Source organism: Streptosporangium sp. DT93, assembly GCF_049844535.1.
In the GTDB taxonomy this organism is placed as follows: domain Bacteria; phylum Actinomycetota; class Actinomycetes; order Streptosporangiales; family Streptosporangiaceae; genus Streptosporangium.
The window spans coordinates 577836-592164 of record NZ_JBNCLF010000003.1; the positions used below are offsets into that span (position 1 = coordinate 577836).

The 14329-nt window shown below is 70.2% G+C and carries 12 protein-coding genes; 7 read left to right on the forward strand and 5 right to left on the reverse strand.

Features of this window, described 5'->3' with window-relative positions; translation table 11 throughout:
* Positions 1-92: 92 nt before the first annotated feature.
* The 3 genes from ACLQ2R_RS10330 to ACLQ2R_RS10340 all read left to right on the forward strand — a co-directional run bounded on the left by ACLQ2R_RS10330 (position 93) and on the right by ACLQ2R_RS10340 (position 2028).
* Complete coding sequence (locus ACLQ2R_RS10330) at positions 93-269, forward strand: DUF6104 family protein (RefSeq protein WP_425959153.1); 177 nt, start codon at positions 93-95, stop codon at positions 267-269.
* 230 nt (positions 270-499) lie between these two features.
* Complete coding sequence (locus tag ACLQ2R_RS10335; protein WP_425959154.1) at positions 500-1321, forward strand: DUF4097 family beta strand repeat-containing protein; 822 nt, start codon at positions 500-502, stop codon at positions 1319-1321.
* Entirely contained in the window at positions 1318-2028 is a 711-nt protein-coding gene (locus ACLQ2R_RS10340; protein ID WP_425959156.1) for a helix-turn-helix transcriptional regulator, read from the forward strand. Before ACLQ2R_RS10335 ends, ACLQ2R_RS10340 begins: the two co-directional genes overlap by 4 nt.
* A 140-nt stretch (positions 2029-2168) precedes the next feature.
* Here the strand turns inward: ACLQ2R_RS10340 and ACLQ2R_RS10345 are convergent, their stop codons facing one another.
* The 4 genes from ACLQ2R_RS10345 to ACLQ2R_RS10360 all read right to left on the reverse strand — a co-directional run bounded on the left by ACLQ2R_RS10345 (position 2169) and on the right by ACLQ2R_RS10360 (position 7066).
* Entirely contained in the window at positions 2169-3248 is a 1080-nt protein-coding gene (locus tag ACLQ2R_RS10345) for an oxygenase MpaB family protein (RefSeq protein ID WP_425959157.1), read from the reverse strand.
* Between the two features lie 171 nt (positions 3249-3419).
* Entirely contained in the window at positions 3420-4382 is a 963-nt protein-coding gene (locus tag ACLQ2R_RS10350) for a zinc-binding dehydrogenase (RefSeq protein WP_425959159.1), read from the reverse strand.
* A gap of 9 nt (positions 4383-4391) precedes the next feature.
* The gene (locus ACLQ2R_RS10355; RefSeq protein ID WP_425959160.1) at positions 4392-5279 is read right to left on the reverse strand and encodes a hypothetical protein; all 888 of its coding nucleotides are present in this window, start codon (positions 5277-5279) and stop codon (positions 4392-4394) included.
* 296 nt (positions 5280-5575) lie between these two features.
* Positions 5576-7066 carry an acetyl-CoA synthetase gene (locus tag ACLQ2R_RS10360; protein WP_425959161.1) on the reverse strand — a complete coding sequence of 497 codons (1491 nt, stop codon included), beginning with the start codon at positions 7064-7066 and terminating at the stop codon, positions 5576-5578.
* 316 nt (positions 7067-7382) lie between these two features.
* Between ACLQ2R_RS10360 and ACLQ2R_RS10365 the strand changes: the two genes are divergently transcribed.
* The gene (locus ACLQ2R_RS10365) at positions 7383-8501 is read left to right on the forward strand and encodes a trypsin-like serine peptidase (protein WP_425959162.1); all 1119 of its coding nucleotides are present in this window, start codon (positions 7383-7385) and stop codon (positions 8499-8501) included.
* A 295-nt stretch (positions 8502-8796) separates the two neighbouring features.
* Here the strand turns inward: ACLQ2R_RS10365 and ACLQ2R_RS10370 are convergent, their stop codons facing one another.
* Positions 8797-9330 (reverse strand): SSI family serine proteinase inhibitor, encoded by a 534-nt coding sequence (locus ACLQ2R_RS10370; RefSeq protein WP_425959163.1) that lies wholly within the window; start codon positions 9328-9330, stop codon positions 8797-8799.
* Positions 9331-9648: 318 nt separating this feature from the next.
* On the opposite strand from ACLQ2R_RS10370, the gene ACLQ2R_RS10375 reads away from it, so the two are divergent.
* The 3 genes from ACLQ2R_RS10375 (at position 9649) to ACLQ2R_RS10385 (ending at position 13919) form a co-directional block, all read left to right on the forward strand.
* Positions 9649-11211, forward strand: a complete 1563-nt coding sequence (locus ACLQ2R_RS10375; RefSeq protein WP_425959164.1) for a hypothetical protein — start codon at positions 9649-9651, stop codon at positions 11209-11211.
* A 212-nt stretch (positions 11212-11423) separates the two neighbouring features.
* Positions 11424-12626, forward strand: a complete 1203-nt coding sequence (locus ACLQ2R_RS10380) for a trypsin-like serine peptidase (protein ID WP_425959165.1) — start codon at positions 11424-11426, stop codon at positions 12624-12626.
* 129 nt (positions 12627-12755) lie between these two features.
* Positions 12756-13919 (forward strand): trypsin-like serine peptidase, encoded by a 1164-nt coding sequence (locus tag ACLQ2R_RS10385; RefSeq protein ID WP_425959166.1) that lies wholly within the window; start codon positions 12756-12758, stop codon positions 13917-13919.
* Positions 13920-14329 lie beyond the last annotated feature (410 nt).

A 14329-nucleotide genomic window follows, 5' to 3' on the forward strand; every position in this document is an offset into this window, starting at 1 on the left:
GAGGCGGGCACGATCTCACCCGGAAGTCCCCCGCAGGAACCTCTGCGGGGGACTTCCCCGTTATGGCAAGTGCCGTCACCACGAGGAGAACGATGTACTTCACCGATCGGGGCATCGAGGAGCTCGCCACGCGCCGTGGCGAGGAGGAGGTCACGGTCGCGTGGCTGGCCGAGCGGCTGCGCGAGTTCGTCGACCTCAACCCCGACTTCGAGACGCCGGTGGAACGGCTGGCCACCTGGCTGGCCCGCCTGGACGACGAGGACGACTGACGCCTGCCGGGGACTTGGCCGGGACGACCGGGGCGACCGGGCCGGCTGAGGGCGACCGGGGAACGACCGGGCCGGCTGAGGGTGACCGGAAACGGCCGCGCCGACCAAGGACGACCGGGAACGACCGGAGCCGGGAGTCGGCCAGGACGCCCGGGGACGATCAGGAACGCGACATATCTTGACCTCTCGCGTAACGCGACATATCGTGTTACGGACAAGGAGGTCGGACCATGCGGCAATGGAACGTCGAGAAACCGGAGCGGCTCATCTTCGACCCGGTGAGCAGGCTCAACGTGCGCATCGTGGGGGGAAGGCTGGCCGTGCTGGCCGGCGACGGGCCTCCCACCCTGGAGGTGACCGAGGTCGGCGACCCCCCGCTGCTCGTGACCCACGACGACGACGGCGTCCTCACCGTCACCTACCGGGACCTGACCCGGGACGGCCTCGTGGAGGGCCTGGTGGACCGGCTGCGCGGCGGCTCCCGTACGGGCGACCGGCGGGTGCGGATGACGCTGACCGTCCCCGCCGACCGGCGGGTCAGCGTGGGCGTGGTCTCCGCCTCCGCGGTCGTCTCCGGCTTCCGCGACCGCACCTCGGTCAGGAGCGTCTCGGGCGACATCGTGCTCGACGGGGTGAGCGGCGAGATCAACGCCGACACCGTCTCCGGTGACCTGGAGAGCCGCGACCTGGTGGGGGACCTGTCGTTCAAGAGCCTGTCGGGCGACCTGACCGTGGCGCGGGGGAAGCCCCGGCGGCTGAGCGTCACCACCGTCTCCGGCCGGATCACCGCCGACCTGGAGCTCCCGCCCACCGGTCACGTGACGATGAACAGCGTCTCCGGCGACATCGTGGTCCGGCTCCCGCACACCGTCGAGACCGACGTCAAGATCCGTTCCACCTCGGGCAGGATCGACACCACCTTCTCCGAGCTCGACCACTCCGCCCAGACCGGCATGAACGCGCTGTCGGGGCGGATCGGCGGCGGCATGGCGTCCCTGAGCGCCCACACCGTCTCCGCCGACGTCACCCTGCTGAAAGGAGGCCGGACATGAGCCCGGTCTTCGGCCACGGAAGGCTCCGGCTCTACCTCCTGAAGCTGCTGGAGGAGAGCCCGCGCCACGGCTACGAGGTCATCCGCCTGCTCCAGGACCGTTTCCTGGGCGTCTACTCCCCCTCACCCGGCACGATCTACCCGCGCCTGGCCCGGCTGGAGGAGGAGGGCCTGGTCACCCACGAGGTGGTGGACGGCAAGAAGGTCTTCACCATCAGCGACCGGGGCCGCGCCGAGCTGAACACCCGGCTCGACGAGCTGGCCGACCTGGAGGAGGAGATCTCCGACTCGGTCCGTGACATCGCCCGCGAGGTCAAGGAGGACGTGCGCGAGACGGTCAAGTCGCTGCGCGAGGAGCTCACCCAGATGGCGCGCGACGTGCGCCAGGGCGCCAGGCAGGAGGAGCGGCAGGCCAAGAGCGACCACCGCGAGGCCTGGCGCGAGCAGAAGGACGAGTGGCGGCGCCAGAAGGACGAGTGGAAGCGCCAGTCCGGCGAGTGGAAGGACGACTGGAAGCGCGTCTGGGCCTCCGGCTTCACCGGTGAGGGCTCGTCCGCCGGGGACGACCGGCTCGGGCAGATGCTGGCCGAGTTCGTCGAGGAGGTCCGCAGGGACGCGGCGGGCGCGCAGGTCGGCGAGGAGACCCTGGCCACCGCGCAGGACGCCCTGTACGACGCCGCCCGCCGCATCCGCGACACCCTCCGCTGAGGCCGGGCGCCTTCCCGGGGACGCGCACCGTCCCCCGGAGCGGGCGCCTTCCCGGGGACGCGCACTCTCCGCCGAGGCGAGTGCCTCTCCGGGGACGCGCGCCGTCCGCCGGGCGGGTGTTCCGCGAGGGCGGGCGCCCGTCAGGCGACGCGCATGGCCCGCACCAGCCGTTCCCGCGCCCGGGCCGCCTGCCTCGCCCGGTAGGCGATGGGCAGGTACCGGGCCCGCTCGGGAAGCAGCGGCATCGTCGCCGCGACCGCCCTGCCGAGGCGGCGCAGCCGCGCCTCGTCCCGCACCGTCCACGGCAGGCCCAGTTTCGCGCGGACGGCGGCCGGCAGCGTACCGACCGTGACGAAGTGGTTGATCCGGCCCGAGGTCAGCCCGAGCGGGCGCCACAGGGCCCGCAGCGGCCCCGGCACCACGGGCGGCGGCCCCACGGTGAGCGTGGTCTCCAGCACGTCGCGCGCGGTCGGGTGGTCCTCCAGCGTGTTGGCGACCATGTCGTCGAAGTAGTCCCAGTAGTCCTCGACCGTGGCCGGGAACATCCGCTCCGGGACCCTCAGGATCCGGCCGAGGCGGACGATCTCCTCGTAGAGGCGCCGCTCCTCGTCCGGGGTGTAGGGCCGCTCGCCGAAGTACCTCAGCGTGGTGACGGCCCGTTCGAAGGCGGTCAGGTGCACCCAGGCGTACGGTTCCGCGCTCAGCGCGTGATAGCTCCTGCCCCGGTCGTCCACCCCGCTGATGTCGCGGTGCAGCTCGCGCAGGCGCCTGCCCTCCTCGATGGCCCGCTCCCCGCCGTACACCCAGGTCTGCAGCGAGGTGAGCGAGCGGGTGAGCCGCCCCCAGGGGTCGGTCCGGTAGACCGAGTGCTCGCCGACCGCCGCGCCGATCGCCGGGTGCATGACCTGCATGACGAGGGCCCCGCCGAGCAGGAACATCAGCCGCTGGTCGCCCATCCCCTCCCAGAGCAGGTCACCGGGGCCGAACGGTTCGGGTTCGGAGGGCGTTTCACGGCCGGGGGGCGCGGCCGGTTCACGATCGGAACCCGCGGCCGGTTCGTGTTCGAGGTGCACGGCCGGTTCACGGTGGAGGCGCGTGGCCGGTTCACGGTCGGAGTACGAGGCCGGACCGTCAGGGTGCGGGGCCGGACCGTCGAGGCGCGAGGCCGGACCGTCGAGGCGCGAGGCCGGACGGTCGTGGTGCGCGGCTGAGTCGGTCATTCCGGGCCTCCCGGGTGATTCGCGCTCATCTTCGTTCTATCACCCGGCAAGAATAAAAGTAACCCGTTACTTACACGACTGGGCAGGAGCACACCCCGTCCTCCGGCCGCCCGCCGGGCCCGTACCGGAATTCGGCATGGGCCCGTTCCGGGCGCGGCGTGCTCTCCGGCCTCAGCCGGGCAGGGTGAAGACGACCTTTCCGAACAGGGCGCCCTCGTGCATGGCCGCGAAGCCCTCGCGTGCCTCGGCCAGCGGCAGGGTCCGGTCGATCAGCGGGCGGGTCCCGGTCTGCTCCAGGAAGCGGACGAGCCTGCCGAGCTGCTCGCGGGTGCCCATGGTGGAACCGACCACCGACAGCTGCAGGAAGAACACCCGGTTCAGGTCGGCGGGCGGCACCGCGCCGCTGGTCGCCCCCGAGACCACGATCCGGCCCCCGGGACGCAGCGCCTTCAGCGAGTGCGCCCAGGTGGCCTGGCCGACGGTCTCCATCACCGCGTCGACCCGCTCCGGCAGCCGGGCGCCGCTCTCGAAGACCTGGTCGGCGCCGAGCTCCAGCGCCCGGGCCCGCTTGTCCTCAGAACGGCTGGTCGCCCAGACCCGGTACCCCCCGGCCCGGGCCAGCATGATCAGCGCGGTGGCCACACCACCACCCGCGCCCTGGACCAGCACGGTCGAGCCCGGCTCCAGACCCGCCTTGTCGAAGAGCATCCGGTAGGCGGTCAGCCAGGCCGTCGGCAGGCAGGCGGCCTCCTCGAACCCGAGACAGGCGGGCTTGGGCACCAGGTTGCGCCGGGGCACGGCCACCCGCTCGGCGAAGGTACCGTCGTGTCTCTCCGAGAGCAGGGAACGCTTGGGGTCGAGCGTCTCGTCGGCCCCGGTGCCGATCACCGAGTGGACGACGACCTCGTTGCCGTCCTCGTCGATCCCGGCGGCGTCCGTGCCGAGGACCATGGGGAGCTGCTCGGCGCGGATGCCCACCCCCTTCAGCGTGAACAGGTCGTGGTGGTTGAGCGAGGCGGCCCTCACCGTGACGGTGGTCCACCCGTCGGGCACCCCGGGTTCGGGGCGGTCGCCGAGCGTGAGACCGGTGAGCGGGTTGTCGGGATCGAACCGTGTGGCGGTTACAGCGAACATGGCCGCACCCTACGCCGTCCGCCTGACCGTCAGACCGGCGATGGTCCTCTCGACGTTCCCGCGCTCCCCCGAGGCGGCCACGTACACCCCGTCCATGCACGCCTCCGCCGAGAAGCGGTGACGCTGCTCGATGACGGAGAGCTCGATCGCCGCCACGTCGCAGCCCGGCACCGGCGCCAGCACCAGCAGCGTCTGCCTGGCCCCGCCGAACCACAGCTGCGGCCCCGCCTGGTCGCCGTCGACGGCCTGCCCGGGGACGGCCAGCCGCAGGGGCGGCCTCGCGGTGAGCACGAGGTAGCCGCCCTCGGTCACCTTGGCACGCAGGCTCCGCGCCCAGAGCATGCGCTGCTCGAAGGTCAGGCCCTCCTTGAGGTCGCGCAGCGCCACGAACCACGGGTCGAACGCGAACAGCAGCGCCTCGCCCTCGGCCGGGCTCATCGGGTGCCAGAGCGTGACCTTCCCGGCCAGTTTCCTGATCATCGGCCGCCCCCGGGACGCCCCGGCCGGACCGCCTTCCGGGGTGGTCAGCCGCCGGTGGGAGCCGGGGGCGCCCTCCAGCCACCCCGTCGTCACGGGCCGGACCCCCAGATCGGCGAGGGCGAGCTCCGCCGGGTAGCCGATCTCCGCCGCCGAGCCGTCGGGGAAGACCACGTCGAGGACGTCCCTGCCGTCCCGGTACCGGGGCTCGGGGCGGAGCAGGTTGGGAACCTCCCTCTCCGTGGCCGCCGTCCGGGTGGGCTCGGGCACCTGGAACCGCGGGACCGCGCCGGGCTCCCGCCCTGCCAGCAGGCTCGCCACCGGCACCGTCACGAGCGCCGCCAGGACCAGCACGCCGATCCAGCGCCGCGGCCCCTTCGGCGCGTTCTTCTCGACGATGTCGTACGGATCACCGCCCACGTCTCAGGCCGCCTCCCACGAGAAGGTACGGTCGCCGTCCCGCGTTCACCGGTCAGGGCGATCCGGGAGCGCACGCGAACGGGACCCGGAGCCATCGTGGGGCCCCGAGGGTCTCGGTCCCCGGCCCGGGAACATCACGAATCGGAATCGTTCTCCTCCACGCCGCGCCGGCGTCCGTCCCGGAACGCACCGGAGTGTCCCGTGATGCACCGGAGCGTCCCGCGACCCCGGACCGCCGGCCCGTGACCACGAAGATCCCCGACGGTCTTCGAGGGCTCCGGTGGTCTCCGGTGTCCTCACCAGGTCGCGACGTTCACCGGACCGTCGGGGACCAGACGCACGCCGGTGCCGACCAGTTCCCGCGCCTCGGCCTCGGCGATCAGGTCGGGGTGGCGGACGTGGGCGTGGGCACGCCCGCCCCCGGGCAGGTCGGCGATCAGGACGCCGCGCTCGGCCGCCCCGTCCCTGCCGTGCGCGACCGTGTACCCGGCGACCGTGGCCGGTCCCTCGTAGGACGCCACGATCGGCACCGGCTCGGCGGTGTACACCGGCGCGGCGTCGCCCAGCGCGCCTCCCGGCTCGGTGGACCAGACCGCGGAGGTGTGCTTGGTCAGGTGCATGCCCACCCCGGTGACCAGCCCGTGCCCCGGCGCGGCGCGCAGCCGCTCCGCCATCGCCGCGGTCGAGTGCAGGACGTAGTCGCTGGCCGGGCCGCCCGCGTACGGCAGGCCGCCGGTGACGGTCAGCCCGCGCGGGTCGAGCGGGTCGAACCCGGTCGCGGCGCAGGCGGCGCGGAGCGCGACGGCGAAACAGCTGTAGAGGTCCAGCGCGGACATGTCGTCCAGGCCCGCCCCGGCCCGGTCGAAGGCGGCCCGCGCCGCGGCGGCCATGGCCGGGGAGGAGCCGACCTCGGGACGGGCCGCCACCTCCCAGGTGTCCTCGGCGTAGGCCCATCCGCGCAGGTACAGGCGCCTCTCGCGGGGGATGCCGAGGCGGTCGGCGAAGGCGTCGCTGACCAGGACGGCGGCGGCGGCCTGGTCCACCTCCATGACCGCGACGGTGTTCCTGGTGTAGGGCCAGCCGACGAACCGGTTGGAGGCCGACGGGACGACCAGTTCCTCCGGCGTGCGGACCCGCCGGTCCCAGGCGTGGGGGTTGGCCGCGGCGACCTCGGTCATCGGGGCCATCATCAGCCCCCGGCCGGCCCGTTCCCGCTCGTCGGACTCCCCTGCCGCCGCCCGCCGTGCCGTTTCCATGATCGCGTAGGTGTGCACCGGCAGGAAGAGCTCGTGGGCCAGCTCGGCGGGGTGCGGGGGACGCTCCCAGCCGTAGGGCGGCTTGGGGTCGGCCGGGTGGCTCCACCGCACGCGCTCACCGGCCCTGCGCAGCGTCCTGCGGGTGGCCAGGGCCTCCGCGCCGGTGACCAGGGCGGCGTCCAGCTCACCTCTGGCGATCATCGAGGCCGCCGCGCCGAGGAGCATCTGCGGGGCCGTGCCGCTCACCTTCGAGTACACCCGGTGGCCCGGGCTCGCCCCGAGCCGCCCGGCGAGCCTGGCCGCGGGGTCGTCGTACTGCCAGGACTCGGTGTAGACGATCTGGATCGAGCCGAGGGCGGTCAGCAGCTTCGAGGCTCCACCGGCGGTCCCGGCGGGGAGGCCCGCGACGGCGTCGGCTGCGGCCTCGCGGGCGACCAGCTCCCACAGGTCCAGCGGCTCGGGGCCCGGCCGGTCGCGGACGGTGTGCTGGGCGACGCCGACGAGACATGGGGTACGGGGGTCTCCGCTCATGCCGACATCCAACCAGAACATCATTCGGTTTAATAGTCCGGAGGGGCCGGAGTTATTCGAGGAACCTTCGGCAATCGTCGTTACCGGTGGTGTCCGAGGTGTCGATGGTGTCGCCTTCAACATGGTGTGAGCTGCGGAAATACTTATTCGTTAAACGATAACCAATTGCTTTCAAATAACGAGTCGGCATCGGACGGAACCGTCTCAGACCTTTTCCCGTCAATTCCCACCCGGCGCCACATTGCATCAGTAATGTTCCGATCGTTTTCCCGGCGAGGAGAGGTCCCGTCTCCGAGCCGAAAGCGAAAGGAGTCCCATGAACCCCCGAGCACGGCGCCTCACGATCCCCCTCACCGGCGTTCTCGCGATCGCCGGAGTGATCGGCGCCACCACCACCGGCGCCGACGCCGGTACGGCCCCCAAGGACGTGGTCAGTTCCCAGGCCTCGGAGACGGCCACGCAGGCCACCTCCTTCTGGTCGCCCGAGCGGATGCGCAAGGCCACGGATGCCACCGGCGACCTCGACCTGAGCATCAAGGGCGGCAAGGCCTCCGGCGCGGCCGGCCCCGACGGCCGCGCCGGGTCGGTCCCGCCGATCGGCGCCGAGGGCACGAAGTCCACCAGGAGCAAGCACGTCAACCTGCCCAACACCGTCGGCCGCGTCTTCTTCACCCTGCCCGGCGCCAACCCGTCGGACCCCAAGAGCTGGAAGTACTGCTCCGGCAGCTCCGTGCAGGGCACGTACCGCAACGTCGTGGCCACCACCGCGCACTGCGTGTACGACGTGAAGACCAACCAGTTCTACGACAACTGGGTCTTCATCCCGTCCTACTGGGACGGGAACCAGGCGTGGGACGGCAAGAACCCCTACGGCATCTACGCGGCCAAGTGGTTCAACGCGCACGACGACTTCGTCGTGAAGGAGGACTACGACTACGACTACGCCTTCGTCAACGTCCACTCCGGGTTCAAGGTGAACTGGGAGAAGGACACGAGCGGCACCTGGAAGCCGATCGTCAAGAACGTCGGGCGGCTCGGCGACAACGTCGGCGGCCAGGGCTTCGCCTGGAACCAGAAGGTGAGGAAGGCGGTCTTCTCCTTCGGCTACCCGGCGGGCCTGCACCCCGACGGCGACAAGCCCTACTCCGGCCGCACGATGAAGTGGTGCTACGGCACGACCGCCGCCATGCCGGCCGCGCCCGCGTACAACGTCCAGGAGCACGTCGGCTTCAAGTGCGCCTTCACGGCGGGCGCGAGCGGCGGTCCGATGATCTACAAGTACAAGAGCTCCAGCCGGACCGGTTACCTGGTCGGCGTCAACAGCATCGCCTGGGACACCGACAAGAACGACCGGTACGACAAGGTCTCCTCGCCGTACTTCAACGGCGACACCTACAAGGTCTACAAGGCCGCGGCCAACCGCTGGACCAAGTGACCCGCGCGAGCGCACGACCCGCATGACCGCACGGCCCGCATGACCGCACGAAACGCATGACCGCACGAAACGCATGACCGGCGCACCGGCCGACCGCAGGCCATTCGGCCGGCCGGGCGACGACGTGGGGCCCGGTCCTTCCCCGGACCGGGCCCCACGCCCGGGAACGACTCCCCGCCGACGTCACCTCCGTCACCGTCCTGACCGCCGTCATCGTCCTGACCGCCGTCACCGTCTCGTCCGGTGTCACCGTCTCGTCCGGTGTCACCGTCTCGTCCGGTGTCACCGCGGGACGTCAGTGACCGCCCCGCTGGTTCCTGACCAGGAAGACGGGACCGGTGGCGGCCCGCAGCGAGCAGGCGCTGCCGAAGGTCTGCTCGAACCGGATGAAGCGGCCGTTCCAGATCCCCATGGCGCTCACCGTGACCGGGTCGTACTGCATCGTGCAGGCGACCCCGGACAGCGGCCTGAGCCTGGCCGGGTCGCCCCGCACGCCGGCCAGCGCCTCGCACGCGCCGACCGCGTCGGGGTGGGTGCTCCCGGGCCGGTCGCACAGGAGCAGCGCGTGCCCCGTGGAGGGCAGGGGCTTCTCCCCCTGCGCGACGCTCAGCACGAGCGCCTTGGCGCTGCGCGAGGGACGGTCACCGGGCAGGGGCCGCGACGGTGCGGGTCTCGCCTGGACCGATCCGCCCGAGTACGGCGGCAGCGGGCTCACCACCCGAGGCCCGGGACGGTCCGGCCCCGGACTCCAGGGCGGCGGGGCCGCGGCCGACGCCGCGACCGGAAGGTGGAAGAGCCCGGCAACGGCCAGGCAGAGAAGACGCCGCATGAGATCCCCCGATGACGTGTGACGCGGATGCCGCCTCAGCCTCCCCCGCGCCTCCGGCCGGGGCAATCACCGGTCCCGACGTTTTTGCAGGTCATGCGCTTACGTGACCCGCACCAGACTTTTCGATCACGAAAGGAAGGATCAGACGGCCGCCATCGGCTTCCGGTTCCCTCAATCAAGTAACGAAAGCATATCGGTCCCAACCAATGTCTGGTTTATAGCTCTTTAAACCATCTTTGCCGAGTACGGTCACCTCTTGTCTCTTTTACGCATGCGTGGGTCGCGTCCCGAGTGACCCATGACAAAGAAGGAGCTTCATTGAACTCCCGAGCCAAGCGCCTCGCCCTCCCTCTCGGTGGCGCCCTCGCGGCGGCCTCCATGATCGGTGCCTCCCTCACCACCACCACCGCCGCCCAGGCGAGCGTGGACCCCGACGTCAAGTCGTCGGCACTCACCCCCTCCGGTAACGCGAAGGCCATCGCGGGCTACTGGACGGCCTCGAAGCTGAAGTCGGCGAAGACGTACCTGTCCGACTCCACCGTCTCGGCCAAGCTGAGGAAGACCGGCGCGGCCAAGGCCGCCGCCGACGGCAAGCCCGGCGTCGTCGCCCCCACCGGCGAGGGCGGCAAGAGCGCCGGCACGTCGCGGAACGTGAACCTGCCGATCACCGTGGGCAAGGTCTTCTTCGTCGACGACAAGGGCCAGGAGCGCTGGTGCTCCGGCACCTCGGTCCAGTCGAAGTTCCGCAACCTGGTCGCCACGGCGGGCCACTGCGTCTACGACACCGACACGAACAAGCCGTTCGGCAACTTCGTGTTCATCCCCGGCTACTACCAGGGCAAGGCCCCCTGGGGCGTGTACGTCGGCGCCAAGGTCAACACCCACGACGACTTCACGGTCTACGAGGACTACGACTACGACTACGCCTTCGTCAACGTCTACAACGGCATCAGGCAGCAGCCCGAGCGCGAGGTCGACTACAAGACCTTCAAGGCGCACATGGACAAGGGCGGCGTCGGCCGCGAGGACGCGCGGACCGTCGACCGGAAGACCTACGACGACTGGACCAAGAAGGGCGGTCTCGGCAAGGTCGAGGGCGTCGACAAGGAGGACCAGGTCGGTCCCCAGTACAAGGGCGCGATCGCCGTCGCCGTGGAGACCGGCAAGTCCGCCTGGGACAAGACCTCCGGGAGGGTCTACGGCCTGAACGACGACAAGGTCACCCTCGGCGGCAGGACGCTGGACCAGGCCGACTGGCCCAAGCCCGACTCCAAGCTCGAGCCCCGTGTCGAACATCTCACCAAGACCGAGTACGACACCTACAAGGGTCCCGGACACAAGAACGTCGACTCGAAGGGCAACTACACGGTCACGCGTTACTACGTGGTGAAGTACATCGCGAAGACCTCGTCCGCGAAGTACATCGTCTTCCGCCACTACATCACGTTCGTGACCGACGCCGGACGCCTCGGCGACAACGTCGGCGGCCAGGGCTTCAGCTGGAACCAGAAGCTGGGCAAGAAGGTCTTCACCTTCGGCTACCCGACCTCCGCGCACCTGGACGGCGACAAGCCCTACTCCGGTCACACCCAGAAGTGGTGCTACGGCAAGACCGCCGCCGCGCCCGTGGTGCCGGCGTACAAGGCCGAGGAGCACCAGGCGATCAAGTGCGCCTTCACCCCCGGCGCCAGCGGCGGCCCCTTCCTGCTGCAGTACAAGAACAGCAAGAGGACCGGCTACCTCAACGGCGTCGTCAGCCTGACGATCGACAGCGACAAGAACGGCCGCTACGACCGCGTCACCACCCCGTACTTCAACGGTGACACGTACGGCATCTACCGCCACGCCGCCAACCTCTGGACCGGCAAGCTCCCCGCCTAGGCCGACGGCCGCGCGAGCGTGAGGAAGGGCCCGGCGTGCGCCGGGCCCTTCGCGCACCTTGACGGGGGTCTTATACACCCTCCGGCAGAGTGGGCCGATACGGAGTACGACAGGATCGCTCCAACGACCTGCCCATAATCGAGTTGATCTGGAAAAATCAATCTCCGTACGTCCGGCCCGTCCCCCGCGCCGCCCCTGAAAGGAATCCCCCGATGTCCTCCCGCGCACGGCGCCTCACGGCCGCACTCGGCGCGCTGGTCGCCGCCTGCGTGATCGTGACGTCGGCGTTCACCGGGAGTGCCGCGGCAGGTCCGGTCTACGGGGTGCCCAACGGCATCACCACCATCACCCTGACCAAGACCGCCGCCGACATGAAGCGGATCGCGGAGTACTGGAGCCCGGCCAGGCTCAAGCAGGCCTCGGACAACACCCCGGCGGGGCCGGACGAGATGAGATCCGGCGCCACCCGGTCGGCGACCCCCACCCCCCGTGGCACCGCCGCGGGCGGGACGGCCGCGGGCGGCGTGGCCACCACCGCCGCCGGGGGGAAGACCCCGGCCACGGGCCTGCGGAGCACCCTCGGTAAGAAGACCACCTCCACGGGCGCCTCCGTGCCGGTCGTCAAGCCCGCCCTGCCGAAGAAGCGGCCCGCCGCCTCCAACGGCTCCCCCCTGACCGTGGGCAAGGTGTTCTTCCGGATCGGCGGCAAGGACTACTGGTGCTCGGCCTCCTCGGTGGCGTCGGCCAACCGCAACCTGGTCGCCACCGCCGGGCACTGCACCTACGACGCCAAGACGGGCAGCCAGGCCGAGTACTGGATCTTCATTCCCGGTTACGACCGGGGGGAGACCCCGTACGGGATCTACGTCGGCCACTCGCTGAACCTGCACGAGGACTTCGTCGGCAGGGGCGACTTCGACTACGACTACGCCTTCGTCACCGTGCACGACGGTTTCCGGTGGAAGGCCGGCAAGACGACGGGCACCTACGAGATGGAGGGGGTCGGAAGCCTGCAGGACAACGTCGGCGGCCAGGGGCTGACGACCAACCGGGGCGTGGGCCTGTTCACGATCGCCTACGGCTATCCCGCCGCCCCGCACCCCGACGGGAGCAAGCCCTACAACGGCGAGGTGCTCAAGTCGTGTGACGGGCGCACGATCAAGGTGCAGTCCCCCACCCGCCTGGTCGAGCACGGCACCGCCCTGACCTGTGGTTTCACCAACGGCGCGAGCGGTGGCCCGTGGTTAATCGGCTTCGACCGCAAGCACGCCGTCGGGTATCTCAACGGCGTCAACAGCTTCGCCTGGGACGTCGACGTCGACGGCAAGTACGACCGGATCTCCTCCCCGTACTTCATCGCGTCGACCTACGTCGTCTACACCTGGGCCACCGCCCAGCGGGCACCCCGACCATAAAGGAACCTTAAGAGAGGCTTAAGAGAGACTTATCGGGGGTTTGCCCGGACGCTCCCTGCATAGGTTCGTAGCTTGTCGTCCCGCAGTTCCCGGATCCCCGGGAGCGTTGCAGCGCAAGGAGCCACTCTCTTGAAGCACTCTCTTCTCCCCCTCGGTGGCGCCGCAGCCGTCACCACCCTGCTGGCCACCACCCTGGCCGGCGGTACCGCCCAGGCCGCCCCGGACTGGGCGACCGACCCGATGGCCAAGAACAACTCCTCGGCCGTGTCGGTCATCGACTTCTGGGCCGCCTCCAACTTCGCCGCCCTCAAGAAGGCCACGGTGTACAACCCCGACCCGGGCGGCCCGAAGATGAAGGTGGGCGGCGGCTTCTCCCCTGACGGCCGGCCCGGCACCGTCGGCCCGACCGGCTCGCAGAAGCCCACCCCCTCCCTCGCCAAGAACGTCAACCTGCCCAGGACCCTGGGCAAGGTGTTCTTCGTGGTCGACGGCCAGTACCGCTGGTGCTCGGCCACCTCGGTCCAAGGCAAGTACCGCAACCTGGTCGCCACGGCCGGTCACTGCGTCTACGACCCGGGCAGCAACGGCGACACCCTCGACAAGTGGGTCTTCGTCCCCGGCTACTACCAGGGCAAGACCCCGTGGGGCATCTACGTCGGCAAGAGCGCGTGGACGCACTACGACTTCGCCAACTACGAGGACTACGACAAGGACTACGCCTTCGTCACGGTCTACAACGGTGTCGCCTTCAACGGCGTCAAGCAGGTCACCAAGAAGGAGTACGCGGGCTTCAGCGGACCCAAGTGGTCGCGCGGCTCGCACTACTACATCCTGCTGTCGAAGGACGTCGGCCGGCTGGGCGACAACGTCGGCGGCCAGGGCTTCACCTGGAACCAGAAGACCGGCAAGACCGTCTACGTCTTCGGCTACCCCCAGGCGCCGCACCCCGACGGCGACAAGCCCTACAGCGGCGTGACGCCCAAGTACGTGTACGGCAAGACCTCGGGCAAGGAGTACGTCTCCGCGGCGGAGAAGGTCGAGGAGCACGTCGGCCTCAAGGGCGCCTTCACCCCCGGCGCCGACGGCGGCCCCTGGCTGACCCAGTACAGCAGCGCCAGGCGTCTGGGCTACCTCAACGGTGTGACCAGCCTCTTCGGCGACCAGGACCAGAACGACCGCTACGACCTGATCACCTCGCCGTACTTCGACGGCGAGACCGCCGAGATCTACCGCAAGGCCTCCGGCGTGTGGTCGGGCAAGATCGTCGGCCCGAACGGTGAGCTCTACAGGTAACGCGCGACATCTCCGCCGAGGGCTTCAGGCCCTGTGAAGCGACCAGCGGGACCCGGCCTCTCAGGCCGGGTCCCGCACCCGTTTCCGGGGCACCGCGGGCACCGTGCGGGTGGGCCGGAGAGCCGGAGAACGAGCGCGGACGGCTCGGATCGCCGCTTTAGACGTGCCGTGGGGGAAATCGGTGCCATCAATCTGATGTGATCTGCGTCACAGAGCGTCGTTCACTCGCCGCGACACAACAGCCACGCCACATCAGCCACTATCGCCGCAATGTTACGCCCATCTGGGCAAACGTGATCGATACCGCTCCGTCACCACATCGATACCACGTCTGTCTAAACATTACGGATGGGTCACGGGGGTGGCAGGCGGATCTTTACCCCTCGAAGTGGCTTCCGATGCCCAAGATC

Excerpts from the sequence above, each read along its gene's own strand:
- ACLQ2R_RS10335 (WP_425959154.1), top strand. The coding sequence starts at position 500 with ATGCGGCAATGGAACGTCGAGAAACCGGAGCGGCTCATCTTCGACCCG.
- ACLQ2R_RS10330 (WP_425959153.1), top strand. The coding sequence starts at position 93 with ATGTACTTCACCGATCGGGGCATCGAGGAGCTCGCCACGCGCCGTGGC.
- ACLQ2R_RS10340 (WP_425959156.1), top strand. The coding sequence starts at position 1,318 with ATGAGCCCGGTCTTCGGCCACGGAAGGCTCCGGCTCTACCTCCTGAAG.
- ACLQ2R_RS10380 (WP_425959165.1), top strand. The coding sequence starts at position 11,424 with ATGTCCTCCCGCGCACGGCGCCTCACGGCCGCACTCGGCGCGCTGGTC.
- ACLQ2R_RS10365 (WP_425959162.1), top strand. The coding sequence starts at position 7,383 with ATGAACCCCCGAGCACGGCGCCTCACGATCCCCCTCACCGGCGTTCTC.
- ACLQ2R_RS10345 (WP_425959157.1), bottom strand. The coding sequence starts at position 3,248 with ATGACCGACTCAGCCGCGCACCACGACCGTCCGGCCTCGCGCCTCGAC.
- ACLQ2R_RS10350 (WP_425959159.1), bottom strand. The coding sequence starts at position 4,382 with ATGTTCGCTGTAACCGCCACACGGTTCGATCCCGACAACCCGCTCACC.
- ACLQ2R_RS10370 (WP_425959163.1), bottom strand. The coding sequence starts at position 9,330 with ATGCGGCGTCTTCTCTGCCTGGCCGTTGCCGGGCTCTTCCACCTTCCG.
- ACLQ2R_RS10360 (WP_425959161.1), bottom strand. The coding sequence starts at position 7,066 with ATGAGCGGAGACCCCCGTACCCCATGTCTCGTCGGCGTCGCCCAGCAC.